The sequence below is a fragment of the Sphingopyxis microcysteis genome (assembly GCF_012274265.1).
Lineage (GTDB): Bacteria > Pseudomonadota > Alphaproteobacteria > Sphingomonadales > Sphingomonadaceae > Sphingopyxis > Sphingopyxis microcysteis.
The window spans coordinates 1,219,423-1,242,991 of record NZ_JAANYY010000002.1; the positions used below are offsets into that span (position 1 = coordinate 1,219,423).

At 64.5% G+C, this 23,569-nt stretch carries 24 protein-coding genes; 12 read left to right on the forward strand and 12 right to left on the reverse strand.

Features of this window, described 5'->3' with window-relative positions:
- Nucleotides 1–28: 28 nt before the first annotated feature.
- From G9408_RS05870 to G9408_RS05900, 7 genes are all read right to left on the reverse strand, one after another.
- On the reverse strand, nucleotides 29–262 hold the full coding sequence (locus G9408_RS05870; protein WP_168453070.1) for a twin-arginine translocase TatA/TatE family subunit: 234 nt from the start codon (nucleotides 260–262) through the stop codon (nucleotides 29–31).
- Nucleotides 263–287: 25 nt separating this feature from the next.
- A complete protein-coding gene (gene scpB, locus G9408_RS05875; RefSeq protein ID WP_168453071.1) occupies nucleotides 288–881 on the reverse strand; it encodes an SMC-Scp complex subunit ScpB in 594 nt (197 codons plus the stop codon).
- Nucleotides 878–1,666 (reverse strand): segregation and condensation protein A, encoded by a 789-nt coding sequence (locus tag G9408_RS05880; protein ID WP_168453072.1) that lies wholly within the window; start codon nucleotides 1,664–1,666, stop codon nucleotides 878–880. Before G9408_RS05880 ends, scpB begins: the two co-directional genes overlap by 4 nt.
- 7 nt (nucleotides 1,667–1,673) lie before the next feature.
- Nucleotides 1,674–2,681 (reverse strand): beta-N-acetylhexosaminidase, encoded by a 1,008-nt coding sequence (gene nagZ / locus G9408_RS05885; protein ID WP_168453073.1) that lies wholly within the window; start codon nucleotides 2,679–2,681, stop codon nucleotides 1,674–1,676.
- 108 nt (nucleotides 2,682–2,789) lie between these two features.
- Nucleotides 2,790–3,578 carry an SPOR domain-containing protein gene (locus G9408_RS05890; protein WP_168453074.1) on the reverse strand — a complete coding sequence of 263 codons (789 nt, stop codon included), beginning with the start codon at nucleotides 3,576–3,578 and terminating at the stop codon, nucleotides 2,790–2,792.
- Nucleotides 3,578–5,305 (reverse strand): arginine--tRNA ligase, encoded by a 1,728-nt coding sequence (gene argS / locus G9408_RS05895; protein WP_168453075.1) that lies wholly within the window; start codon nucleotides 5,303–5,305, stop codon nucleotides 3,578–3,580. Before argS ends, G9408_RS05890 begins: the two co-directional genes overlap by 1 nt.
- A gap of 134 nt (nucleotides 5,306–5,439) precedes the next feature.
- The gene (locus tag G9408_RS05900; protein WP_235957479.1) at nucleotides 5,440–6,051 is read right to left on the reverse strand and encodes a hypothetical protein; all 612 of its coding nucleotides are present in this window, start codon (nucleotides 6,049–6,051) and stop codon (nucleotides 5,440–5,442) included.
- Nucleotides 6,052–6,271: 220 nt separating this feature from the next.
- Between G9408_RS05900 and ispH the strand changes: the two genes are divergently transcribed.
- The 3 genes from ispH to rnhA are packed head-to-tail and all read left to right on the forward strand — an operon-like array spanning nucleotide 6,272 to nucleotide 8,675.
- Nucleotides 6,272–7,258 (forward strand): 4-hydroxy-3-methylbut-2-enyl diphosphate reductase, encoded by a 987-nt coding sequence (ispH, locus tag G9408_RS05905; RefSeq protein ID WP_168453077.1) that lies wholly within the window; start codon nucleotides 6,272–6,274, stop codon nucleotides 7,256–7,258.
- On the forward strand, nucleotides 7,258–8,220 hold the full coding sequence (thrB, locus tag G9408_RS05910; protein ID WP_168453078.1) for a homoserine kinase: 963 nt from the start codon (nucleotides 7,258–7,260) through the stop codon (nucleotides 8,218–8,220). Before ispH ends, thrB begins: the two co-directional genes overlap by 1 nt.
- Nucleotides 8,217–8,675 carry a ribonuclease HI gene (gene rnhA, locus G9408_RS05915; protein ID WP_168453079.1) on the forward strand — a complete coding sequence of 153 codons (459 nt, stop codon included), beginning with the start codon at nucleotides 8,217–8,219 and terminating at the stop codon, nucleotides 8,673–8,675. Before thrB ends, rnhA begins: the two co-directional genes overlap by 4 nt.
- Before the next feature lie 17 nt (nucleotides 8,676–8,692).
- On the opposite strand, the gene G9408_RS05920 is transcribed toward rnhA, so the two are convergent.
- The gene (locus G9408_RS05920; RefSeq protein ID WP_120216577.1) at nucleotides 8,693–8,869 is read right to left on the reverse strand and encodes a YegP family protein; all 177 of its coding nucleotides are present in this window, start codon (nucleotides 8,867–8,869) and stop codon (nucleotides 8,693–8,695) included.
- Nucleotides 8,870–8,959: 90 nt separating this feature from the next.
- Nucleotides 8,960–10,090 carry an NAD(P)/FAD-dependent oxidoreductase gene (locus G9408_RS05925; RefSeq protein ID WP_168453080.1) on the reverse strand — a complete coding sequence of 377 codons (1,131 nt, stop codon included), beginning with the start codon at nucleotides 10,088–10,090 and terminating at the stop codon, nucleotides 8,960–8,962.
- A gap of 96 nt (nucleotides 10,091–10,186) precedes the next feature.
- Between G9408_RS05925 and G9408_RS05930 the strand changes: the two genes are divergently transcribed.
- The 7 genes from G9408_RS05930 (at nucleotide 10,187) to G9408_RS05960 (ending at nucleotide 17,343) form a co-directional block, all read left to right on the forward strand.
- Nucleotides 10,187–10,669, forward strand: a complete 483-nt coding sequence (locus tag G9408_RS05930) for an A24 family peptidase (protein ID WP_168453081.1) — start codon at nucleotides 10,187–10,189, stop codon at nucleotides 10,667–10,669.
- A gap of 54 nt (nucleotides 10,670–10,723) precedes the next feature.
- Nucleotides 10,724–11,761: a Flp pilus assembly protein CpaB gene (gene cpaB, locus G9408_RS05935; RefSeq protein ID WP_168453082.1), complete on the forward strand. Its 1,038-nt coding sequence runs from the start codon at nucleotides 10,724–10,726 to the stop codon at nucleotides 11,759–11,761.
- A gap of 1 nt (nucleotide 11,762) precedes the next feature.
- Nucleotides 11,763–13,328 carry a type II and III secretion system protein family protein gene (locus G9408_RS05940; protein WP_168453083.1) on the forward strand — a complete coding sequence of 522 codons (1,566 nt, stop codon included), beginning with the start codon at nucleotides 11,763–11,765 and terminating at the stop codon, nucleotides 13,326–13,328.
- 25 nt (nucleotides 13,329–13,353) lie between these two features.
- Nucleotides 13,354–13,998 (forward strand): CpaD family pilus assembly protein, encoded by a 645-nt coding sequence (locus tag G9408_RS05945; protein ID WP_120216581.1) that lies wholly within the window; start codon nucleotides 13,354–13,356, stop codon nucleotides 13,996–13,998.
- On the forward strand, nucleotides 13,995–15,269 hold the full coding sequence (locus tag G9408_RS05950) for a pilus assembly protein CpaE (RefSeq protein ID WP_168453084.1): 1,275 nt from the start codon (nucleotides 13,995–13,997) through the stop codon (nucleotides 15,267–15,269). The genes G9408_RS05945 and G9408_RS05950 overlap by 4 nt, the downstream gene beginning before the upstream one ends.
- A gap of 57 nt (nucleotides 15,270–15,326) precedes the next feature.
- Nucleotides 15,327–16,295, forward strand: coding sequence for a type II secretion system F family protein (locus G9408_RS05955; RefSeq protein ID WP_168453085.1), 969 nt, complete (start codon nucleotides 15,327–15,329; stop codon nucleotides 16,293–16,295).
- Between the two features lie 70 nt (nucleotides 16,296–16,365).
- A complete protein-coding gene (locus G9408_RS05960; protein WP_137871152.1) occupies nucleotides 16,366–17,343 on the forward strand; it encodes a type II secretion system F family protein in 978 nt (325 codons plus the stop codon).
- Between the two features lie 59 nt (nucleotides 17,344–17,402).
- Here G9408_RS05960 and G9408_RS05965 read toward each other — a convergent pair whose 3' ends face one another.
- Both G9408_RS05965 and G9408_RS05970 read right to left on the reverse strand, forming a co-directional pair.
- Nucleotides 17,403–18,404: a fumarylacetoacetate hydrolase family protein gene (locus G9408_RS05965; RefSeq protein ID WP_168453086.1), complete on the reverse strand. Its 1,002-nt coding sequence runs from the start codon at nucleotides 18,402–18,404 to the stop codon at nucleotides 17,403–17,405.
- 58 nt (nucleotides 18,405–18,462) lie between these two features.
- Nucleotides 18,463–18,876, reverse strand: coding sequence for a hypothetical protein (locus G9408_RS05970; protein ID WP_168453471.1), 414 nt, complete (start codon nucleotides 18,874–18,876; stop codon nucleotides 18,463–18,465).
- Between the two features lie 187 nt (nucleotides 18,877–19,063).
- Here G9408_RS05970 and G9408_RS05975 point away from each other — a divergent pair, with 187 nt between their 5' ends.
- On the forward strand, nucleotides 19,064–20,257 hold the full coding sequence (locus G9408_RS05975; RefSeq protein WP_235957480.1) for a sensor histidine kinase: 1,194 nt from the start codon (nucleotides 19,064–19,066) through the stop codon (nucleotides 20,255–20,257).
- A gap of 283 nt (nucleotides 20,258–20,540) precedes the next feature.
- Here the strand turns inward: G9408_RS05975 and G9408_RS05980 are convergent, their stop codons facing one another.
- Nucleotides 20,541–21,857: an aspartate aminotransferase family protein gene (locus G9408_RS05980; RefSeq protein WP_210423186.1), complete on the reverse strand. Its 1,317-nt coding sequence runs from the start codon at nucleotides 21,855–21,857 to the stop codon at nucleotides 20,541–20,543.
- Between the two features lie 246 nt (nucleotides 21,858–22,103).
- Here G9408_RS05980 and G9408_RS05985 point away from each other — a divergent pair, with 246 nt between their 5' ends.
- Nucleotides 22,104–23,450, forward strand: a complete 1,347-nt coding sequence (locus G9408_RS05985) for a glutamine synthetase family protein (RefSeq protein ID WP_168453089.1) — start codon at nucleotides 22,104–22,106, stop codon at nucleotides 23,448–23,450.
- The last annotated feature ends 119 nt before the right edge of the window (nucleotides 23,451–23,569 follow it).

Sequence of the window (23,569 nt, forward strand, 5' to 3'; positions counted from 1 at the left end):
ACCTAATTTTCCCGCGCGCCGAAAAGGTTCAGAGCTTGTCGCGCTCGCCCGTCGGCGTGGAGACCGGGGCGCCGTCGGGCGCGCGCTGGCCTTCGATATGCTTCGGCGTGCCGGGCGCTTCCTCGTCGTCCGCCATGCCCTTTTTAAAGCTTTTGATACCCTTGGCGACATCGCCCATCATATCGGAAAACCGGCCCTTGCCGAACAGCAGCAGCACGAGGATGCCGACGACCAGCCAATGCCAGATGCTGAAGCTACCCATATCAAATTCTCCTTGCGGCGCTCATCTAAGCTTCTTCGCCGTCTTTTACTAGGTCTAGCTCGCTCATCGCATCGTCAAAAGCGAGATCGACGGGGTCGAGCAAACCCGCCGCGCGCAGATCGTCGATGCCCGGCAGATCCTTGCGGCTGCTAAGTCCGAAATGCTGCAAAAATGCGTCGGTCGTCTTGTAGATGAGCGGCCGCCCCGGCACCTCGCGACGCCCTGCGGGGGCAATCCATTCGGCCTCCATCAGCACGTCCAGCGTCCCTTTCGACGTCTGGACGCCGCGGATCGCCTCGATCTCGGCGCGGCTGACCGGCTCGTGATAGGCGACGATCGCCAGCACTTCGGCGGCGGCGCGCGACAGCTTGCGCGGATCGTCGCGCTCGCGGCGGAGCAGATGCGCCAGATCGGCGGGGGTCTGAAAATGCCAATGACCGCCGCGTTCAACCAGTTCGATGCCGCTGCCCGCGTGGCGCGCGGCGATCGCCTCGATGATCGCCCGCACCTGCCCCGGCGTCATTTCATCGGCCAGCCGCGCGGCAAGCTGGCGCGGGTCGAGCGGCGCGTCGCTCGCAAACAGCATCGCTTCGATGGCGCGTTCCAGATCGTCAATCATGCGGTAGCTTGTCCCGTTTGCGCGGCTTTCAGATAAAGCGGCTCGAATGCCCCGGCCTGTTTCAGGTCGACGCGACCCTGCCGCGCCAGTTCGAGCGCCGCGACAAAACTCGACGCAATCGCCGAGCGGCGCAGCGGCCCGTCATAGTCGGGCGGCAGGAAATCGGCGAGTTCGGCCCAGTCGAGCTTGACCCCGATCATCCGTTGCAAATGATGAAGCGCGGCATCGAGCGTCACCACCGGGCGGCGCGACACCATGTGGACGACAGGTTCGCTGCGCAGCTTGACCTGACCATAGGCGGCCAAAAGATCGTACAGGCTGGCATCCCAGCGCCGCACCCGGACGTCGCGCAGTCCTTCGGGTTTGGTGCGCAGAAACACGTCGCGCCCAATGCGATCGCGCGCGAGCAGCCGCGCCGCCGCCTCGCGCATCGCCGCCAGCCGCTGCAGCCGCAGTTGCAGGCGCAACGCAAGTTCGTCGGGCGACGGCTCCTCGAGCGGATCCTTGGGCAGCAGCAGTGCCGATTTGAGATAGGCGAGCCACGCTGCCATCACCAGATAATCGGCGGCGACCTCCAGCTTCAGCTCGCGCGCCTCGGTGATGAACGCCAGATATTGCTCGACGAGCGCGAGGATCGAAATCTGCTTGAGGTCAACCTTCTGGCTCCGCGCGAGCGCGAGGAGCAGGTCGAGCGGCCCCTCCCAGCTTTCAAGCGTCAGTTGCAGGGCGTCGTCGCGCTCGGGCGCCGCTGGCGCAATGTCGAATTCGAGCGCCAGCTCGTCCATCGACCGCTCAGGCGACCGCGAGCAGCGCGTCGCGCTGATCGACCAGCGTGGCAAAGGCGCGGTCGTCGCCGACTCCCGCGATACGGTCCATCGCGCCTTCCAGCCGCGCGCGCGACACGGTGCTGATCGGGTCGAGCCGGTTCGCTATTCCGACCATGTCGTCCATCTTGCCCCAGCAATTGAGCGCAATGTCGCACCCGGCCGCCACGGCGTCGGCGGCGCGCGAGGGGACATCGCCCGACAAGGCCTTCATATCCAGATCGTCGGACATCAGCAGGCCGTGGAAACCGATACGCTGGCGGATCACGCTGTCGATGACGATCGGCGACAGCGTTGCGGGCCGATCCGGGTCCCAGGCGTCGAAAATAACATGGCAGGTCATCGCCATCGCCGCATCGCGGAGCGCCGCGAACGGTGCGAGATCGGTTTGCAGATCGCGGTCGGACGCGGTTACGACGGGCAGCGCCTCGTGCGTGTCGAGCAGCGCGCGCCCGTGGCCGGGAATATGTTTGACGACCCCGAGCACGCCGCCGTCCTGCAGTCCGCCAAGGATCGCGCGGCCGAGTGCCGCGACGCGCATTGGTTCGCTGCCCAGCGCGCGGTCGCCGATGATGTCGCTGGCGCCCGGCTGGCGCACGTCGAGCAGCGGCAGACAATCGACGTTGATGCCGACCTCGGCCAGCATCGCGGCGAGCGCCATCGCATTCAATCGCGCCGCCTCGATCGCGCTCGCCGGGGCGCGATCATAGAGCGCGTCAAAGGTCGCGCCGCTCGGGAACAGTGGCCATTCGGGCGATTTCATCCGCGCGACGCGGCCACCCTCCTGATCGATCAGGATCGGCACGTTGGTCCGCCCGTCGAGCGCGCGCAATTCGTCGGTCAACCGCCGCAGCTGCTCGCGATTTTCGATATTGCGTCCGAACAGGATATAGCCCGCGGGGTCGCTGTCGCGAAAAAAGGCGCGCTCGTCGTCGGTGAGGGTCAGTCCCGACAGGCCGAAAATGGCGGGTATCATCGTATCTCAAACTCCCTTGGCCGCCGCCCCCTCACGCAGCCGCCACGCCGCGCAACATGCCATAGCGGCGCGATTGTACCAACGGAGTCTGCGGCCAGACGGGCCAAATCAGCGAACGACGACGCAATTTTCGCCCGCGACGCGCAATTTTCCGCACAAATTCGCGGCGTTAGCTGCCGTTCCGGCCGCAACGCGCAGGCGATAGACCGTACCATCGCCAACTTTGGCCGGTGACACCGATTTGTTGAGATCGGCCAGATAGGCAAAACGCTTCGACAGGTTCGTCCATGCCTTCGCCGCGGCGGCATCGCTGCTGAACGCGCCGAGTTGGATCATCGCAGATCCGGTAGCGGCAGGCGTCGGCGCCGACTTCGCTGTCGTGGCGGGAGCCTTGGCGGAGGCCGCAGCGACCTTCGGCTCGGACTTGGCGGTCGTCGGCGCAGGCTTGGCTTTCGCCATCGCCGCCTTGTCCGCAGCGGCCTTGGCCGCCGCTGCCTTTGCCGCTTCGCGCTCCTGCGGCGTGACGGCAGGTTCTTCGGGCATCCGCGTCGGATCGACCTTGCCCGCGGGTTCGGCGCCTTCGCTGGCCGAGAAGCTGGCATCGCCCTCGCCTTCGAAAGTCTTCGCGCCATCATTCTTCGGCGCGACCTTGTAATTGCCGTCCTGCGCCGCGATCAGTTCGCCCTTGCCGCGCGCGCCGCCATTCTGGACCCACCACAGGCCGCCGAGCACCGCGCCGATCAACAGCAATCCGCCCAGCACCATCACCAGCAGGCGCGCGGGCGATACTTCGCCATCTTCCTCGACCCCGTCGGCGGCTTCGAGCCACGGCAACCGGTCTTCGCTTTCCAGCCCCAGCCCCGCTTCGCCCTGCTCGGCGTTCTTGTCCTCGGCCATCAGTTCATCTCCTCGAGCGCCTCTACCCCCATCAGGTGCAGCCCGTTTCGGATAACCTGCCCGATTCCATCGGCCAAATAAAGGCGCGTCGCAGTCAATTCGGGGTCATTTGCCAAAATGACACGGGCGTCGGGACGATCGTTACCAAGGTTCCACCAGGCGTGGAACGCCGCCGCAACGTCGCCGAGGTAGAAAGCGATCCGATGCGGCTCACGCGCCAAGGCCGCCGCCTCGACGATACGCGGGAATTGCGCCAGCAGCTTGACGAGGCCCAGTTCATAGTCGTCCAGGCGCGCGGCATTCGGCGCAGCGGATGCGACCCCCGCCTCGGCGAGCTTGCGCTTGAGCGAAGCGATGCGCGCATGGGCATATTGGACATAAAAGACCGGATTGTCGCGCGAGGCCTCGACCACCTTGGCGAAATCGAAATCCATCTGCGCGTCGGCTTTGCGCGTCAGCATGGTGAAGCGCACGGCGTCCTTGCCCACCTCATCGACAATGTCGGCGAGCGTGACGAAATTGCCCGCGCGCTTCGACATCTTGAACGGTTCGCCATTTTTAAGCAGGCGGACCATCTGGACCAGCTTGACGTCGAATTTCTTCTTGCCGTCGGTCAACGCCGCCACAGCGGCCTTGATCCGCTTGACCGTCCCGGCATGGTCGGCGCCCCAGATGTCGATCAGCTCGTCGGCCTGCTCGGCCTTCTGGAAATGATAGGCAAGGTCGGCGCCGAAATAGGTCCAGCTGCCGTCCGATTTCTTGATCGGGCGGTCCTGATCGTCGCCGAACTTGGTCGAGCGGAACAGCGGCAGCTCGACCGGTTCCCAATCCTCGGGGGTTTCGCCCTTCGGCGCTTCGAGCACGCCGTCATAGACGAGGTCGTGATCGCGCAGCCATTTTTCGGCGTCGGCGGGCTTGCCCGCAGCCTGCAATTCGGCTTCGGACGAAAACAGGTCGTGATGAATGCCAAGCTTGGCAAGGTCGGCGCGGATCATGTCCATCATCGCGCTCACCGCCTCAGCGCGGAACAGGCCAAGCCAGGCGCTTTCGGGCGCCTCGACGAAACGGTCGCCATATTCGGTCGCCAGCTTACCTGCGACCGGGATCAGATAATCGCCGGGGTAGAGGCCTTCGGGGATCGCGCCAATATTCTCGCCGAGCGCCTCACGGTACCGCATATGCACCGACCGCGCGAGAACATCGACCTGCGCCCCGGCATCGTTGACGTAATATTCGCGGGTGACCTGATGCCCCGCAAATTCGAGCAGCGCCGCCAGCGCGTCACCAACGACCGCACCGCGGCAGTGGCCGACGTGCATCGGGCCGGTCGGGTTCGCCGACACATATTCGACATTGACGCGCCGCCCCCGGCCCATCGCCGACCGGCCATAATCGGCCGCTTCGATGTGGATCAGCGCCAGTTCGTCACGCCAGCTGCCATCGGCAAGGCGCAGGTTGATGAACCCCGGACCGGCGACGCTGGCCTCGGTCACTTCGTCGAGCGCCGCCAGCTCGGCGACCAGCAGCTCGGCGAGCGCGCGCGGGTTCATGCCCGCGGGCTTGGCGAGCACCATCGCGGCGTTGGTGGCAACATCGCCGTGCGCCGGATCGCGCGGCGGCTCGACGCTGATCGCGGCGCGGTCGAGCCCGGCAGGCAAGGCTCCCTTGGCGGCGAGCGTATCGAGCGCGGCGCCGATATGGTCGGAAAAACGGCTGAACAGGGTCACGGGGTTTGGCCTATCTTCGATCGGAGAAAGTCTGGCGCGCCCTATCGCAGCTTGGCGCACGCGAAAAGCCCTGCGTCACCGGAACGGCGCGCAGGGCAAACGGTTGCGAACGACGCCGAAGCGCCGCCGCGAAACTATCGTCGGACGTTATATTCGAGCTGTTCCTGCGTCAGCTGGAAACCGATGAGCAGTTCAAAGCTGGCACGCTGTACCGCGGCGCGCACCTCGGGCTGGCTCAGCGGATCGATCGCGGCATCCTGGTCGCCTGCCTTGCGGCGGCGCGTGATGCGTTCCTGAATATCGGCGGGAAGCGTCGCGGCAGCGCGGTCGACATAAGCCGACGCCTGCCCGCGGCCCGTGCCGCGGGTCTGTCCTTCGGGAAAAGTCACCACGACATTGCCGAGGCGCTTGGCAACGACCGCCGTGCCGCCCTGCAACACGGTGCCATAATAAGGCAGGGTTACCGAACGCGCCGGACCGGCATCGCGGCGCGTGGCGATGACGTCGAAACTGGCAAGTTGGTAAACCTTCTCGCTCGCATCGTTGCATACTGGCGTCACATTGGTGATCGCGGCGACCACGTCGATCGCGCTCGCATCGCGGCTGGTCGCCGGGTCGAACAGCGTGATGTCGCCGGTGTGCAGCGGGACAGCGACCGCAGGGCACGCGCTGCGGGTAGCGGTGATGCCGACGCCGCCCGACACGTCGATGTCATTGTCCTTCGCACAGCCCGCGACCGTCGCCATGGCCGCCGTGCCACAAAGCACGGTCAGAAGTTTACGCGACGGGAACGAAATGGACATCATGATAATCGGGCTTTCCAAACAGGCGCACTAACCAGTTCAAGTCAGTCGGGACGGTTGATCCCGCTTCATGCGCGCCGCTTCTTATCGGTGCGATGAACGCGGCGCAACGGTGTGAAGCCGCTTTACGCTATATGGCCTGCTGCGCTAGAGCGCCTCCATCATGAACGCTCCCCATCCGACACCGCGCCCGAACGGCGACGAAATCGCAGAACTCAGGGTTTTGATCGCCGCGCCGCGCGGCTTTTGCGCCGGCGTCGATCGCGCCATCCGCATCGTCGAACTCGCGCTCGGGCGTTTTGGCGCGCCGGTCTATGTCCGCCACGAAATCGTTCACAACCGCTACGTCGTCGACACGCTGAAGGCGCAAGGCGCAATTTTCGTCGAATCGCTCGATCAGGTTCCCGATGGCGTGCCGGTTGTTTTCAGCGCCCATGGTGTGCCCAAAGCGGTTCCCGCGAAGGCGGAAATGCGCGGGCTCGATTACATCGATGCGACCTGCCCCCTGGTATCGAAAGTCCATCGGCAGGCCGAACGCGCGCATGAAGCGGGCCGCCACATCGTCTTTGTCGGCCACGCCGGTCACCCCGAGGTCATCGGCACGCTGGGCCAATTGCCCGACGGCGCGATGACATTGGTCGAATCGGTCGATGATGTCGCCGCGCTGACACCGCCCGACCCCGACAGGCTGGCATTTTTGACCCAGACCACGCTGTCGGTGGACGACACCCGCGACATCATCGCCGCCCTGCAGCACCGTTTCCCGGCCATTTCGGGGCCGCGCGGCGAAGATATTTGTTACGCCACCTCGAACCGGCAGGATGCGGTCAAGGCAATTGCCGGTGACTGCGACCGCATGATCGTGATTGGCGCGCCGAACAGCTCGAACAGCCTGCGCCTGGTCGAAGTGGCCGAACGCATGGGAACCCCGGCGCATCTGGTGCAGCGCGGCGGCGATGTCGATCCCGTCTGGCTCACCGATATCGCGACACTGGGCATCACTGCGGGCGCCAGCGCGCCCGAAACGCTGGTCCGCGAAGTCATCGATGCGGTTGCGGCGCACCGACGCATCGTCGAGGATGTCGTCGTCACCGCCGAAGAGAATATGGTGTTCAAGCTGCCGCGCGGGCTCGAACCGGCAGCCGCCTGATGGCGGTGTATACACATGTCGATCCCGCCGACCTGGCTGCGCTGGTCGCACGCTATGACATTGGCAGCGTCCTGTCGTGCAAGGGCATTGCCGAGGGGGTCGAGAACAGCAATTTCCTGCTCGAAACGACCGCGGGCCGGTTCATCCTGACGCTTTACGAAAAGCGCGTCAGCGCAGGCGATCTGCCGTTCTTTGTCGACCTGCTCGACCATCTCGCGAACAGCGGCTCGCCGGTGCCGGCAATGATCCGCGATCGCAGCGGTGTCGCCGTCCAGCAGATTTCGGGCCGTTCCGCCTGCATCATCCAGTTTTTGTCGGGCATATCGCTCACTCATCCCAACGCCGCGCAGTGCGAGGCGGCGGGCGCCGCGCTCGGCGCGATGCACCGCTCGCTCGCCGGATATGACGGCGCTCGCGACAACAGCATGGGCCACCGACATTGGCGCGGTGTCGCCGACGCGACCGGAAACCTCGACGCAGTACGCCCGGGCTTGCAGGCGATCGTCGATGCGGAACTCGCCTTCGTGGAGGCGCATTGGCCCGCCGACCTGCCTGCCCATGTCATTCACGCCGACCTGTTTCCCGACAATGTCCTGATGCTCGGCGACCGGGTGACGGGGCTGATCGACTTCTATTTCGCCGCCACCGACTTTCGCGCCTATGATCTGGTGATCACCCATGCGGCATGGACCTTTTCCGCCGACGGCAGCACCTGCGACCCCGCGCTCGCGGGGGCGCTGATGCGCGGCTACGCGCGCGAAATCACTTTGACCGAGGCCGAGCGCGCCGCATTGCCGACGCTGGCGCGCGGCGCCGCGCTGCGGTTCCTGCTGACGCGCGCGCACGACTGGGTACATACGCCAGCGGACGCGCTGGTTACGCGCAAGGATCCCTCGCCCTTCCTCGCCCGCCTGCTGCGCTATCGCGCCGCCGATGCTGCCAGCCTGTTTGCCGCCGCATGAGCGACGAACGGACGAAGACGGTGATCGTCGCCACCGATGGTGCGTGCAAGGGCAACCCCGGCCCCGGCGGCTGGGGCGCGGTCCTGCGGTGGGGTGATGTGGTCAAGAAACTATCGGGCGGCGAGCCCGATACCACGAACAATCGCATGGAGTTGCTTGCGGCGATCGAGGCGCTGGCGGCGCTCAAACGAGGCTGCAAAGTCGAACTGTCGACCGACAGCGTCTATGTGCGCGACGGCATCACCAAATGGATATTTGGCTGGCAGAAAAACGGCTGGAAAACCGCTGCCAAAAAGCCCGTGGCCAATGCCGACCTGTGGCAGCGCTTGCTGGCCGAAGCCAAGCGGCACGACATCGAATGGCTGTGGGTCAAGGGCCACGCCGGGCATGGCGACAATGAAATCGCTGATCAGCTCGCCAGCGACGCGGCGCTCGAGGTAGCGCGGGCGCGCTGAACGCCCGCGCCGTCGCTCTATTCGGCTTCGCGTATCTCCGCGCCCGGTCCGTTTTTCTTGATCGATTCGATGGCGTTGAGCGCCGACGCCTTGCTGGAATAGCCTTCGGTCCAGAAAATCGTTTCGCTGTTATATTTGAAATAGGCGACATGCTCGCCCGCCTTGTTCTTCTTGATTTCGAAATAATGGGCCATCGGATCCTCCGCCGGTCGTTGGCGCGCCACGGTGACGCGACAAGCCTATGGTAAGCAGACGGAGGCGGCGTGCAAGCCGCCAGATTGATATCAGGCGAAGCGCGAGGGCGCGAAGGGCAACGGATCGACGTCCCCGATCATGCCTGAGGGTGGCGGCGCCCCGAGCTCGGCCGCCAGCAGCGCCGCAATCGCGGGCGAGGTCTGAATCCCGACGCCGCCCTGCCCCGCGCACCAGATAAAGTCGGGCTGGTGCGGATCGGCGCCGAACACCGGAACACGGTCGGGTGCAAAGCTGCGCAGCCCCGCCCATTTGCGTTCGACGGCGGCAACGGGCCAATCGACGACGGCCTGCAAGCGATCGATCGCGATCGCCACATCGACGTCTTCGGGTGCCGCGTCATGCGGCTCGACCGGCGTTTCATCATGCGGGCTGAGCCACACCCGCCCTTCGCTCTCGCCCTTGAAATAGAAATCGCCGCCGACGTGAACGATCAGCGGCAGTTCGGCAGGCACAGCCACCCCGAGCCGCAGCTGGACGACGGTGCGGCGATAGGGACGGATGCCCACCGGCGCGACCCCGCACGCCGCCGCAACGCGGTCCGCCCAAGCCCCCGCGGCATTGACGATCAGCGCCGCATGGATGGTCTCCCCCCCCACCCGGACGTCCCAGCCGTCGGCGGTCCGCCGTGCCGATTCCAGCGGTGCTCGGATCGCGAGAAGCGCTCCGTCTCGCTTGGCCGCCCGCAGATAGGCGGCGTGAAGCGCGCCAACGTCGATATCGCTGCACGCCGCCTCATAGGCCGCTTCGCTCCAATCGGCACGAACGCCGGGGATGTTTCGCGCGATATCGGTGGCGCCAATCCGCACGACATCGACGCCCCTGGCCGCAAATTTGGCAGCAAAAGCGTCGACGGCCGTTGCTTCGGACCGACGGCCGATGGTCAGCGCCGAGCGCGGCGAAAGAAAGGCGCGTTCGGAAAAGTCGGGAGCCGGGTGCGCAAGCATATCGAAGGACGCGATGGACAGCGGCTGGACCGTCGCCCCGCCATAGGTTTCGTGCCAGAAAGCCGCCGATCGGCCAGTGGCGTGGTAACCCGGCGTATCTTCCGCCTCGATCAGCATCACCCGGCGCCACGGCGCGAGCGCCGCGGCCAGACTGGCACCCGCGATGCCCGCGCCGACGATCAGCACGTCGATGGCAGAAGGCAGCGCGGCGGTCATGCCCCGCCGCATATCCATTGGCCCACGGAATGCAAGCCGCGCCGTCGGCTGTGCATGGTTACCGTTTGGTAAGCCATATTGCGTAGGAGGCCGCCGATGGACAGCGGCAATATCTCCCTTGGCCTGATGGTCATATTAGGCCTTTTGATGATCGCTGCGGCGATCAGCGACCTGCGATCGCGGACAATTTCCAACGAGCTCAACGCGGCGATCGCCCTCCTCGCTATCCCCTTCTGGATTGCCAGCGGCCTCGCGCTGTGGCCCGACATGCCCGTTCAGTTCGGTGCGGCGTTTGCGGTCTTCCTGGTTTTTGCCGGACTCTTTGCGATCGGCGCAATGGGCGGCGGCGACGTGAAGATGATCGGCGCGGTGATGCTGTGGATCCCGCTGCCGCTGTTCCTGCCGATGCTCACGGTCATGGCCGTGGGCGGCGGCATCCTGTCGGCCGTCATGTTGATTCATATGAAAATTCGTCGGTCCGAAACGCCGGTCGAGGTGCCCTATGGGGTCGCGATCGCCGCCGCCGGGCTTTGGGCGCTTCACCAACAATATCTTAACCAGTTTCAGGCTATCGGTTGAGCCTGAGGGCAAACACCGCCGTGTCTGGCTGGTGTTAGGAGGCGAAAAATCGTCATGGATACGCGAAAGATTATGCTGATCGTTGGCGCGCTGGTCATTGCGATCGGCGCGGCATTCGGGGTCAACCAGATGATGCGCGGGGCTTCGGCTCCGGAAGCTCGGGCCGCTGCGGCGCCGGAGATTACCGGTCCGATGATCCTGGTCGCAACGCGGCAGCTGCCGGTCGGCACGATCATCGGCCCCGACAGCTTCCGTTTCCAGCCCTGGCCGAAAGAGCTGGTCGAAAAGGCGTATTTCATGAAGGAAAAGACCGACGTGAACACGTTGGTCGGCACCGTCGTGCGCTATCCGATCACCGCCGGCCAGCCGCTGACCCAAGGCGCGCTGGTCCATCCCGACGATCGCGGCTTCCTTGCTGCGGCGCTCGGCCCCGGCATGCGCGCCGTGACGGTCAAGGTCAGCCAGGAACAGGGCGTCGCCGGCTTCGTCTTCCCGGGTGACCGCGTCGATGTCCTGCTGGCGCAGACGATCGAGGTCAAGGAAGGCAGCGCCTATCCCGACGATCAGATTTTCACCGCCGAAACGATCGTGCGTAACGTCCGCGTGCTTGCGACCGACCAGCGCTACGATGCCGAAGACGAAACGGGCAAGACGCCGGTTCGCACCTTTGGCTCGGTTACGCTGGAAGCCACTCCGGAACTCGCCGAACGTATCGCGGTCGCGCAGAGCATGGGCAAATTGTCGCTGGCGCTCCGTCCGCTGGCCGAAAGCAGCGGCGAACTCGAAGCCGCGATCGCCTCGGGCGACATCAGCGTCCCCGCAAAGGGCGGCACCGAAGCCGAACGCCGCATGCTGGCGCAGGCCCAGGCCCGCCCGGTTACTGCAAAGACCGCGACAACCGGCGGCGACGTATCGCGCTTCTGGATCCCGGTCAGCGGCCGTGTCGGCGGCGGCGGATCGCGTCCGCAGCAGCAGGCAGTCGGAATGCCGGCACCTTCAGGGGGCAATTATGGACCGGCGGCGCGCAGTGGACCCGTGGTCCGCGTGACGCGCGGCGACAAAGTGACCGAAGTTTCGGTTGGGGGTAAGTAAGATGAACAGCAAACCCAATTTCAAGGCAGCGGCCCTGGCCCGCACCCTGGCCATTGGCCTAGTCGCAGCGACGCTGGTTTCCGCGCCGGTACAGCCGGTGGCTGCCCAGGCAACCCAGAACGCCAGCAGCAGCATCGACCTGTCGGTGGGCCGTGGCCGCCTGATCAGCCTTCCGGCTGCCATGACCGACATCTTCGTCGCCAATGACGAAGTCGCCGACGTCCAGGTCCGTTCGGGGCGCCAGCTTTACATCTTTGGCAAAAAGCCGGGTGAAACCAGCATCTATGCCACCGATGCCAGCGGCCGCGTGGTGTTCTCGACCGTCGCCCGCGTCGGCAACAATATCGAAACGATCGATCAGATGCTGTCGCTGGCAATGCCCGACGCCAGCATCTCGGCGAACACGATGAACGGCTTTGTGCTGCTCACCGGCACCGTCCAGTCGCCCGACGACGCGGCCGAAGCCGAAATGCTGGTTCAGGCCTTTGTCGGCGAGGGTACGAAAGTGTTGTCGCGTCTGCGCACGGCAACGCCGCTGCAGGTCAATCTGCAGGTCCGCATCGCCGAAGTGAATCGCACTTTGGTCAAGGAAATGAGCGGCAACATTCTGACTCGCGATCGAGACGGGGCGCTGGGCAACGGCTTCCTTGGTGGAGTTTTCGGCGGTCGGTCGGCTGGCGAAATTACTTACCCCCAAGCGCCGACGGCGGTGTTCCCCCCCGGCACGGTTCCGATTCCCTATGACCCGGCTACCGGCCTTCCGCTCGGCAACGGTCGTACGACTATCGGGACAAACTATCAGTTCAATCAGCCGGCAGGTCGGCGCAGCCTGGCCGGTGCCGGTCGCCTGTTCGGGCTCGACCTGATGGCGTCGCTCGATATCGGCGAACGATCGGGGCTGGTCGCCACCTTGGCGCAGCCCAATCTGACCGCGATCTCGGGCGAAACCGCCGACTTCCTGGCGGGCGGCGAATTCCCGGTTCCGATCCCCGGCAACCTTGCCGGGACGACGATCGAGTATCGCAAATATGGCGTCAGCCTGGCCTATACGCCGACGGTGCTGTCGAACGGTCGTATCAGCCTGCGCGTTCGCCCCGAGGTTTCGGAGCTTTCGACGGAAGGCGCCATCGAGCTCGACGGTTTCCAGGTTCCGGCCCTGACGGTTCGCCGGGCCGAAACGACGGTCGAACTGGGGTCGGGCGAAAGCTTCATGATCGCCGGCCTGATGAACAACCGTTCGATCGGCGCCATCGACAAGATGCCCGGCCTTGGCGACGTGCCGCTGCTCGGCACGTTGTTCAAATCGGACAGCTTCCGGCGTGGCGAGACCGAACTGGTCATTGTGGTGACCCCCTATCTGGTCCAGCCGGTGTCGGCGAACGACATCAAGCTGCCGACCGACGCCTATCAGGACGCGAACGATCTGCAGCGGATCCTGCTCAATCAGACCGGTGACGGCGTGACGGGCGGCGATCGTCCGAAGCCGCGGCTCGACACCAGCGTCGGCGACGCGGATCGCCCGCGCGGTAGCAGCGCCGACGTCGCCCCCGGCTTCAGCATCAAGTGATGTCCAGGATTTCAGGAGCAAAGTGATGAAAAAAATTGCAACTTGGACGGTCCTGGCACTGAGCGCTTCGCTCGCGGGATGCACCGGCACCGCCTACAGCAACCGCAGCCTCGATTCGGTGCATCAGCCGGTCGTGCGCAATGCCATCCATCAGTTCGACGTCGCCGCTTCCAGCGGCGAGCTGGCCCCCAGCGAGCAGAGCCGACTGCAAGGTTGGTTCGACGCGATGGGCGTGCGTTACGGCGACCGCATTTCGATCGAAGACCCCTCGGTCTATGGCGCCACGTCGGCGCAAGCGACTGTGCGGTCGATGGTCGCCCGTCGCGGACTGCTGGTGAGCGACGTTGTTCCGGTAACCACGGGTGCAGTGCCGCAGGGCCATTTGCGCGTGATCATCACCCGCGCGTCAGCCTTCGTCCCCGGCTGCCCCGATTGGTCCAGCAAGTCTTCGATCAATACCGCCAATGCGACGTCGGCCAACTATGGCTGCGCGACGAACAGCAACCTCGCTGCGATGGTCGCCGACCCCAATGATCTGATCAAGGGCGCGCGCAGCGACGGCAACGATCCGTCGATGGCGACGCGCGCGATCAAGACTTTCCGCGAAAAGCCGCCAACAGGGGCCGGTGAACTGCGCGGTGAAAAGACCAACGAAGGAGGTGGCCAGTGAACGCGCCGTTCAAATCCGCAGGCTTGCGTGACCCGTTCAGCGCCTTCGTGTGCGACGACGACACGCTTGAGCTGATCCGCGCCGCCGCCAACGACATGGGCTGGCCGATCGAGAAATGTAACAAGGGCGGTCTGCGCAACGCGGTCCAGTCGCTGTCGGTGTCCGCCAGCCCGAACATCCTGTTCGTCGACATGTCGGAATCGGGTGACCCGATCAACGACATCAACGCGCTGGCCGAAGTCTGCGAACCCGGCACCGTCGTGATTGCGGCGGGGCAGGTCAACGATGTGCGCCTGTACCGCGATCTGCTGTCGAGCGGCATCCAGGATTATCTGCTCAAACCGTTGTCGCTGGAACAGGTTCGCGAATCGCTGACCATGGCGCAGGCGATGCTGACCGCGCCGAAACATGCCGATATGCAGGACGACAAACCGCATCACATGATGGCGGTGGTCGGGGTGCGTGGCGGCGTCGGCGCTTCGCTTGTCTCGACCTCGCTCGCCTGGGCGATGAGCGAACAGGCGAGCCGCCAAACGGCGCTGCTCGACCTCGACGTCCATTTCGGGACCGGCGCGTTGACGCTCGACCTGGAACCGGGTCGCGGCTTGATCGACGCGATCGACAATCCGAGCCGCATCGACGGCCTGTTCATCGAACGCGCCATGGTGCGGGCGTCGGACAAGCTCAGCCTGCTGTCGGCCGAGGCGCCGATCCATCAGCCGGTAATGACGGACGGATCTGCCTTTTTCCAGTTGGAAGAAGAATTGCGCGGTGCGTTCGAAATGACGATCGTCGACATTCCGCGCCAGGTGCTGATCCCCTTCCCCCATCTGGTGGCGGAGGCCGGAACGATCCTGCTGGTCACCGATGTCACGCTGGCGGCCGCACGCGATACCATTCGCCTGCTGTCCTGGTTCAAACAGAATGTGCCCGGCGCCCGCGTCGTGCTGGTCGCCAACAAGTTCCAAAGTGCCGTCGGTGAACTGTCGCGCAAAGAATTTGAATCCTCGATCGAACGCCAGATCGATGTCGTGATCCCGTTCGACCCGAAACTGGTCTGCCAGTCAGCGAAGCTTGGCAAATCCTATGCCGAAGTCTGCAAGGGCACCAAAGCCGCGCAGGTGTGGAACAATCTGATGCGCCTGATCCTCGACGGCGCCGATGTCGAAGCCGAAGAGGCGCAGGCAGCAACGGCCAAGGGCAAGTCGGGCGGTTCGTTGCTCGGCAAGCTCGGGTTGATGACGAAAAAGGGTGCGAAGCAGGCGGCATGACGGTCCGCCAGACGGACCTTCACCACCAAAAAGCGATAGAAGCGGACATCTGCTGACATGAATCTGCCAGTCATCCTTATCATCGCCGGGGCCGTGCTGGCCTTTGCCCTGCTCGTCGTCTTGCTGGGCGGGCCTTCGGCCGGCAAAGCCAAGACGCGCCGACTGGCGATGGTCAAGGACCGTCATGCCGCTTCGACCGAAGCGGTCGTGGCGGCTCAGATGCGCAAGACGATCCAGTCGGGTGTCCAGGGCAACGCAACGCTGGCCAGCCTGATGCCGCGCCGCGAAGAGATGGAAAAGCGCCTTCGCCGCACCGGCAAGGGATGGACGCTTACCCAATATATGTTCGCCTCGATGGGCCTTTTTGTCGTCGTCACCGGCGGCATGCTGGCCATGCGCGCGCCGATCACCATGGCCGGGCTCATCGGCTTGCTGTTGAGCCTTGGCCTGCCGTATCTGATCGTCGGGCGCGCGATAAAAAAGCGCGTCGCCCAGTTCAACACCCGCTTTCCCGATGCGATCGACCTGCTCGTCCGCGGCCTGCGGTCCGGCCTGCCCGTCACCGAGACGTTTCAGGTGGTGAGCCAGGAGCTCCCCGGTCCGGTGGGTGAGGAATTCAAGGGCATTGTCGAACGCATCCGTATCGGCAACACGATGGAAGCCGCATTGCAGGAATCGGCTGTGATGCTGGGGACGCCCGAGTTTCAGTTCTTTTGCATCACCATCCAGATTCAGCGCGAGACGGGCGGCAACCTCGCCGAAACGCTGTCCAACCTGTCGGATGTGCTGCGCAAGCGCGCCCAGATGAAACTCAAGATCCGGGCCATGTCGTCGGAAGCCAAGGCATCGGCGTACATCGTCGGCGCCTTGCCCTTCTTCGTCTTTGGCGTCGTGTGGTCGATGAATCCCAGCTATCTTGAGGGCTTCTTCTACGAGCAGCGGCTGATCATCACCGGGATCGGTGGCCTGATCTGGATGAGCATCGGGGCCGGGATCATGGCCAAAATGATCAGTTTCGAAATCTGAAGGGGCGGAACCAGTGAACAGCAGCCTCCTTCTCACCACCTTCACCGGCGCCCAGGCTGGACCGACGCTGATGGGCGTCGACGTGATCTGGGCCGGTACCATGCTGGCCGCGGTCGGCGTCTTTGCCGTTCTGTTCGCCATTTATGGCGCGCTGACGGTGCGCAATCCGATGACCAAGCGCGTCAAGGCGCTCAACGAACGCCGCGAACAGCTGAAGGCCGGTATCACGGCATCGACCGCGAAACGCCGCGCCAAGCTGGTGCGCAAGAACCAGCACGCCGACAAGATGCGGACCTTCCTGGGCAAGCTTCAGGTGCTGCAGGAAGGCCAGGTCAAAGAGGTTCAGCAAAAGCTGGCGCAAGCGGGGATCCGGTCAAAGGATCTGGCGGTTGCGGTGATTTTCGGCCGCCTCGTGCTGCCGATCGTGTTTGGCGGTCTTGCCGCGTTTCTGATTTACGGCCTCGACATGTGGCCCGATCTCACGCCATTCAAACGCTCGGGCGCGACGATGGCGGCGCTGATCCTCGGCTACAAGGCACCCGACCTGTTCGTTCAGAACAAGCGGACCAAGCGAACCGACGCGATCCGCAAGGGCCTGCCCGACGCGCTCGACCTCCTGGTGATCTGCGCCGAAGCCGGTTTGACCGTCGACTCCGCCTTCGCGCGCGTGTCGAAGGAATTGGGCCGGGCCTATCCCGAACTCGGCGAGGAATTTGCGCTGACCTCGATCGAGCTGGGCTTTTTGACCGAACGTCGTCAGGCGTTCGAAAATCTGGCCTATCGCGTCAATCTGGAGTCGGTGAAGGGCGTGGTCACGACCATGATCCAGACCGAAAAATATGGTACGCCGCTCGCCAGCGCGCTGCGCGTGCTGTCGGCCGAGTTCCGTAACGAACGCATGATGCGCGCCGAGGAAAAGGCCGCACGCCTGCCGGCGATCATGACGGTGCCGCTGATCCTCTTCATCCTGCCGGTGCTGTTCATCGTCATTCTCGGCCCGGCGGCCTGTTCGCTCTCCGACGCGATGTCCGGCGGCAGCTTCGGCTGATCAGGCGGCGGTTCACCCATCGGAAACAAGGGGCGGGATCAATCCCGCCCCTTTTTCATTCAGGCAACCTGCTGTTCGATTGCGCCAAAGATGCTGTGGTGGCGTTCGTCGTCCATCCAGATGCGGACCGTGTCGCCCTTTTGCATGAACGGCGTCTTGGGTTCGCCCTGCTGGATCGTCTCCACCGTCCGCACCTCGGCCAGACAGCTATAACCCAGACCGCCCTCGGCGATCGGCTTGCCGGGGCCGCCATCGGCGTCGCGATTGGACACCGTCCCCGACCCGATGATCGTCCCGGCGCCGAGATCGCGCGTCTTGGCCGCATGGGCGATCAAAGCCCCGAAATCAAACGTCATGTCGACGCCGGCGTCGGCGCGGCCGAGCGGTTGTCCGTTGAGGTCAACGCACAGCGTGCCATGCAGCTTGCCGTCCTGCCAGCGCGCGCCGAGCGCCTCGGGCGTTACGAACACCGGCGACATCGCGCTCGACGGCTTCGACTGGAAAAAGCCGAACCCCTTGGCGAGTTCGCCCGGGATCAACCCGCGCAGCGACACGTCGTTGGTCAGCCCGACCAGCAAAATCTTGTCGCACGCCGCGACCGCGTCGATGCCCGCCGGGACGTCGCCCGTCACGACGACGACTTCGGCCTCCATATCGCAGCCCCATGCCGGGTCGGCGAGCGGGATCGGGTCGCGCGGGGCCAGAAACGCATCGCTGCCCCCCTGATACATCAGCGGATCGTGCCAGAAGCTGTCGGGCATTTCGGCGCCGCGCGCCTGCCGGACGAGCGCGACATGGTTCACATAGGCGCTGCCGTCGGCCCATTGATAAGCGCGCGGCAACGGCGAGGCCGCGTCGCGCTCGTGAAATCGCTCCTTGGGAATCGCGTCGTGATTCAGGTCTTCGGCCAGCGCCGCCAGCCGCGGCGCCGCATAGGCCCAATTATCGAGCGCCGCCTGCATTGTCGCCGCGATCTGACCAGCGTCGGCATACCAGGCCAGATCGTCCGAAACGACAACGAGACGGCCGTCACGGCCGTGCTTGAGCGAAGCTAATTTCACGAAAACTCCTTTGGCTAGCGACGCGGCTGAACCGACATCGCCTGCGAAAGAGCGAAAATCAGCGCGACGTCGTGATCGAGGCGAAACAGGTAAAGCCGCTCTGCCCCGCCTGCAAGCGCCGGATGTACTGCAGATACGCTTGCGACTGATTATAAGTCGTACCGGGGAGCGTCTGGCCCCGGAAAGCGCGTTTCACTTCTTCGCCCGTGAAGGGCCGCAGAGCGCCCGGAAACGCCCCCTTGGTGCCCGGCGGCACCAGCTTGCCCTGCGCATCGATAAATTGACCCGCGCCGCCCGGACCCGGCACAGGGATCTGGCAATTCATCACCGATACCGCCGTCTGTGCAAAGGCGGGACGGATCGTCAGCGCCGCCGATACGCCCACTGCGCCAAGCGCCAGCATGCGCCGCCGCGAGGGAATGGCGTCGTCGGGGCGGGCGGCGTTCTCGGTTGGAATTTCGCGATTATCCATGCGCCGCGCATAACCCAATGACGACGCAAGGAAAAGCAAAACACCGCGCACGACCGCCTGCATCCCGGTTTGGGACATCCGCCGCCCAAGCGTTAACGCCCGCAAACGGCCTTGCGCCTGCCCCTTGCTTCGTGCGAGGCGGCAGACGATGTTCGATCGCCTATCCAGCCTCGTCATTGCGCTCACCATGATCGTCATCGCGGCGATCTTTGCCGCATTGACTGGTGGCGACCTGTTGGCGATCGCGATCATGGCGATCGTCGGCTGCATCGCCGCGTGGACCGTTTATAGCGCGCTTCCCGCCAGCATCGCCGAACCTTCGACTGCTCCGCCTCCTCCCGCCACCATTGCCCCGGCGTCACTCCTCCGCCATCCCGATTTCGCGCATTGGGTCGATCAGGAAAAAGAGCCCCTGCTCGGTACCGCCGACAATATCGTGACCATCGCCAACGACGCGGCCGTCCGACTGCTTGGGCGGCATATCGTCGGCGCCGATGTGCGGACCGCGATCCGGCATCCGGCAGCGACCGAATGGCTGTCGCATATTCAGGGCGGCACGCCGCTGGAGCCGGTCAACCTGGTCGATTTTCCGCGGCCGGGCCAGCGCTGGACCATGCGGATTGCCGCCTTGTCGGGCAGCGAGAATGTCATCTTCCTGTCCGATCGCTCGGCGATCGACGCCGCCGACCGGATGCGGTCGGACTTTGTCGCCAACGCCAGCCACGAGCTGCGCACACCGCTCGCCGCGATCCTTGGCTATGTCGAGACGCTGCAGGAAATGAACGGCGACACCGACGCGCCAACCCGCGACCGTTTCCTGTCGATCATCGAGCGCGAGGCGCGGCGGATGCAGCAACTCGTCATTGACCTGCTGTCGATCTCGCGCGTCGAGGCCGACCGCTTTCGGCGCCCGACGACGACAGTCGATCTGGGCGCAATCCTACGCACCACCGTCGCACAGCTTGGCGACAGCGAACCGGTGCGCGCCAAGGACGTCGTCACCCGGTTCGGCGACGACCCCGCACTGATCCTGGGCGACGAAGCGCAGCTGAAACAGCTTGCCCACAACATCGTGTCGAACGCGATGAAATATGGCCATGCCGATACCCCCGTCACCGTCGAGCTCGCGCGCGAAGGGCGCCGCATACGCCTGTCGGTCAGCGACCAAGGCGATGGCATCGCACCCGACCACCTGCCGCGCCTGACCGAGCGTTTCTACCGCGTCGACGAGGCGCGCAGCCGATCGGTCGGTGGTACCGGGCTTGGCCTTGCTATCGTCAAGCACATCAGCGAGCGCCACCAGGGCCAACTCGACATCGAAAGCGAGGTCGGCAAGGGAACGCGGGTTTCGGTCACCTTCCCGCTGGCGAGCGAGGACTGACAGCGGGCGCGTCCTGCCACCCGCATCTTGAAATTTGTCGGCCCCGTCACCATTTCCCGATCGGCGAGCCGCCCTGCGGGGCATATCGCCGACCTTTCTTCAATCTGAAAACAAAAGAAAACCAAAGGACAATATGTACTTCAAATTAAATGCGTTCCCTTCCCTTCTCCGCCCCTATAGCGCCATCGAAGCGCAGGCCGAAAAACCAGCGCGGCGGTCGCCGACGCTGTCGCGACGCGAACTGCGGCGCGTGATTGCAGATATGCTGGACTGACCGAATTCGTCAGTCGATACGATCGACAAGATCGCCGATCTTTCCGAACATTTCGTCGATCTGATTTTTCTCGACGATCAGCGGCGGCGACAGCGCAATGATGTCGCCGGTCGCGCGCACCAACAGGCCATTGTCGAAACAGGCGTGGAACAGCTCCATCGCGCGCGCCGTCGGCGCGCCGGGGCGCGGCTCCAGTTCGACACCGGCGACCAGACCGATGGTGCGGATGTCGATGACATGGCGTCGCCCTTTCAGGCTGTGCGCCGCTTCCTCCCAATAGCTCGCGAGTTCCGTCGCCCGGTCGAACAAACCGTCGCGCGCATAGAGATCGAGCGTCGCGATCCCGGCGGCGCTCGCCAACGGGTGTCCCGAATAGGTGTAACCGTGGAACAGCTCGATGCCCGCATCGACGCTGTCGAGCACCGCATCGTGCAGTTCGCGCTTCACCGCGACGGCACCCATCGGCACCGCGGCGTTGGTCAATCCCTTGGCCATGGTGATGATGTCGGGCGTCACGCCCCATTGCCCTGCTGCCGTTGCGCCGCCGACGCGTCCGAAGGCGGTGATGACCTCGTCGAAAATCAGGATGATGCCGTGTCTGTCGCAGATCTCGCGCAGCCGCTGCAAATAGCCGACCGGGGGGATCAACACGCCGGTCGAGCCCGCCATCGGTTCGACGATCACCGCCGCGATCGTTTCGGCGCCGTGCAGGTCGACTAGGCGCTGGAGATCGTCGGCCAGCTCGGCGCCATGCTGCGGAAAGCCGCGCGTGAAGGCGTTGCGCGTAAGGTCGTGCGTGTGGCGCAGATGATCGACGCCGGGCAACCCACCGCCAAAGGCGCGACGATTATTGACCAGACCCCCGACGCTGATCCCGCCAAAGCCGGTGCCGTGATAGCCGCGCTCGCGCCCGATCAGCCGGGTGCGCGTCCCCTGCCCCTTCGCGCGCTGGATCGCCAGCGCGATTTTCAGCGCCGTATCGACCGATTCGGACCCGCTGTTGGTGAAGAATATCCGGTCGAGGCCGTCGGGCATGAGCGCCGCGAGCCGCTGCGCCAGTTCAAACGGCAGCGGGTGGCCGAGCTGGAATGTTGGCGCGAAATCGAGCGTCGCCGCGGCCTTTGCGATCGCTTCGGTGATCTCGGGGCGGCAATGCCCGGCATTGCTGCACCACAGGCCGGACGTGCCGTCGAGAATGTCGCGCCCATCGCCCGACTGGTAGTACATGCCGCTCGCCGAAACGAGCTGGCGCGGGTGCGCCTTGTAGGCCTTATTCGCGGTAAACGGCATCCAGAAGGCTGCCAGTGGATCATTTTCGCCCTTCATCGCGTACCGCCTTCCGCTGCCATTTACCGTCATTGCGAGAAGCGAAGCGACGCCGCAATCCAGAGCAGGCGTAAGCCGCCCTGGATTGCTTCGCTTCGCTGGCAATTACGCGTTGTAATGTGGCTAGCAAACGCGGGGCTGGCAACGCCGAAAATGGCCGATAACGGCCCCTCTGGCGCTTCGTCCCGGCTTGCGATACGCTGGCCTTCCACAAACGGGCCAGCTCTTTGGCCCAATCGGGGGCGCATGTCAGTCAATCTGGAACAATGGATCAGCGACCATAAAATCGACGAAGTCGAATGTATCGTCCCCGACATCAACGGGGTCCAGCGCGGCAAGGTGCTGCCGGCCAAGAAGTTCCTTTCGTCGGTCAAGGACAAGTCGCTGCGTATTCCGGGCAGCGTGTTCATCTGCACGATCGACGGCCACTACCCCGAGGACATCGACGACATCTGGGACAAGGATCCCGACAAATATCTGATCGCCGATCCCGACACCATCTGCGTCGCGCCCGGCTTCACCTCGCCGACCGCCTTCGTCATCGCCGACGCCTTCAATGGCGACGGCAGCGAAGTCGACATCGCGCCGCGCACGATCCTGAAAAAAGTCCTCGGCCTCTATGCCGAAAAGGGCTGGAAGCCGATCATCGCGCCCGAGGTCGAATTCTATCTCGTCTCGCAGAATGCCGACCCCGATTTCCCGCTGACCCCGCCGGTCGGCCAGTCGGGGCGCAGCGAGAGCGCCAGCCAGCCTTACGGGCTCGAGGCGATGAACGAATATGAGGATATCATCGATCATATCTATGACGATTGCGAGCTGATGGGGCTCGATATCGACACGATGATCCACGAAATGGGCGCCGCGCAGCTAGAGGTCAATTTCGAGCATGGCGACCCGCTGCGGCTTGCCGACGAGGTTTTCCTGTTCAAGCGCGTCGTGCGCGGCGTCGCCAAGCAACACAATGTCTATGCGACCTTCATGGCGAACCCGATGGCGGGCCAGCCGGGCAGCGCGATGCACATCCACCAGTCGGTGGTCGATGCCGCCACTGGCAAGAACCTGTTTTCGACCGCCAACGGGCGCGACAGCGCGGCGTTCCGCTCCTATGTCGCCGGGCTGATCCGCTTCATGCCGCAGATTGCGCCGCTGTGGGCGCCCAACGTCAACAGCTTTCGCCGCATGCGCCCCGACAGCGCGGCTCCGATCAACGTCCAGTGGGGGGTGGACAATCGCTCATGCGGCTTCCGCATCCCCGTGTCCGACAAGCATAATCGCCGCGTCGAAAACCGCCTGCCCGGCGCCGACAGCAATCCCTATCTCGCGATCGCGGCGTCGCTGGTGTGCGGCTATATCGGGATGGTCGACCGCATGGTACCGCCCAAGCCGATCGCGGGCAGCGCGTACAACCGCGCCCGCACCCTCCCCCGCACGCTGGAGGCGGCGCTCGACCGGTTCAGTTCATGCAAGAAGGTCCGCAACCTGCTCGGCGACGATTTCTTCGAGATCTTCTTCGCGGTGAAGGATTATGAGCTGTTCAACTATCAGTCGGTGGTGTCGAGCTGGGAGCGCGAACATCTGCTGATGCGGGTCTGACCCGCCGATGACATTCAGCCCGCCCTTTCCGTTCGCGTCGAGCGAAGTCCAGACGCCGCGCAGGCATGGGCGGTGTCTGGACTTCGCTCGACACGAACGGGCTTAGAGAGTGGTGTCTG

Excerpts from the sequence above, each read along its gene's own strand:
- G9408_RS05870 (WP_168453070.1), bottom strand. The coding sequence starts at position 262 with ATGGGTAGCTTCAGCATCTGGCATTGGCTGGTCGTCGGCATCCTCGTG.
- scpB (WP_168453071.1), bottom strand. The coding sequence starts at position 881 with ATGATTGACGATCTGGAACGCGCCATCGAAGCGATGCTGTTTGCGAGC.
- G9408_RS05880 (WP_168453072.1), bottom strand. The coding sequence starts at position 1,666 with ATGGACGAGCTGGCGCTCGAATTCGACATTGCGCCAGCGGCGCCCGAG.
- nagZ (WP_168453073.1), bottom strand. The coding sequence starts at position 2,681 with ATGATACCCGCCATTTTCGGCCTGTCGGGACTGACCCTCACCGACGAC.
- G9408_RS05890 (WP_168453074.1), bottom strand. The coding sequence starts at position 3,578 with ATGGCCGAGGACAAGAACGCCGAGCAGGGCGAAGCGGGGCTGGGGCTG.
- G9408_RS05900 (WP_235957479.1), bottom strand. The coding sequence starts at position 6,051 with ATGGCGACGGTCGCGGGCTGTGCGAAGGACAATGACATCGACGTGTCG.
- ispH (WP_168453077.1), top strand. The coding sequence starts at position 6,272 with ATGAACGCTCCCCATCCGACACCGCGCCCGAACGGCGACGAAATCGCA.
- thrB (WP_168453078.1), top strand. The coding sequence starts at position 7,258 with ATGGCGGTGTATACACATGTCGATCCCGCCGACCTGGCTGCGCTGGTC.
- rnhA (WP_168453079.1), top strand. The coding sequence starts at position 8,217 with ATGAGCGACGAACGGACGAAGACGGTGATCGTCGCCACCGATGGTGCG.
- G9408_RS05920 (WP_120216577.1), bottom strand. The coding sequence starts at position 8,869 with ATGGCCCATTATTTCGAAATCAAGAAGAACAAGGCGGGCGAGCATGTC.
- G9408_RS05925 (WP_168453080.1), bottom strand. The coding sequence starts at position 10,090 with ATGACCGCCGCGCTGCCTTCTGCCATCGACGTGCTGATCGTCGGCGCG.
- G9408_RS05930 (WP_168453081.1), top strand. The coding sequence starts at position 10,187 with ATGGACAGCGGCAATATCTCCCTTGGCCTGATGGTCATATTAGGCCTT.
- cpaB (WP_168453082.1), top strand. The coding sequence starts at position 10,724 with ATGGATACGCGAAAGATTATGCTGATCGTTGGCGCGCTGGTCATTGCG.
- G9408_RS05940 (WP_168453083.1), top strand. The coding sequence starts at position 11,763 with ATGAACAGCAAACCCAATTTCAAGGCAGCGGCCCTGGCCCGCACCCTG.
- G9408_RS05945 (WP_120216581.1), top strand. The coding sequence starts at position 13,354 with ATGAAAAAAATTGCAACTTGGACGGTCCTGGCACTGAGCGCTTCGCTC.
- G9408_RS05955 (WP_168453085.1), top strand. The coding sequence starts at position 15,327 with ATGAATCTGCCAGTCATCCTTATCATCGCCGGGGCCGTGCTGGCCTTT.
- G9408_RS05960 (WP_137871152.1), top strand. The coding sequence starts at position 16,366 with ATGGGCGTCGACGTGATCTGGGCCGGTACCATGCTGGCCGCGGTCGGC.
- G9408_RS05970 (WP_168453471.1), bottom strand. The coding sequence starts at position 18,876 with ATGGATAATCGCGAAATTCCAACCGAGAACGCCGCCCGCCCCGACGAC.
- G9408_RS05975 (WP_235957480.1), top strand. The coding sequence starts at position 19,064 with ATGATCGTCATCGCGGCGATCTTTGCCGCATTGACTGGTGGCGACCTG.
- G9408_RS05980 (WP_210423186.1), bottom strand. The coding sequence starts at position 21,857 with ATGAAGGGCGAAAATGATCCACTGGCAGCCTTCTGGATGCCGTTTACC.
- G9408_RS05985 (WP_168453089.1), top strand. The coding sequence starts at position 22,104 with ATGTCAGTCAATCTGGAACAATGGATCAGCGACCATAAAATCGACGAA.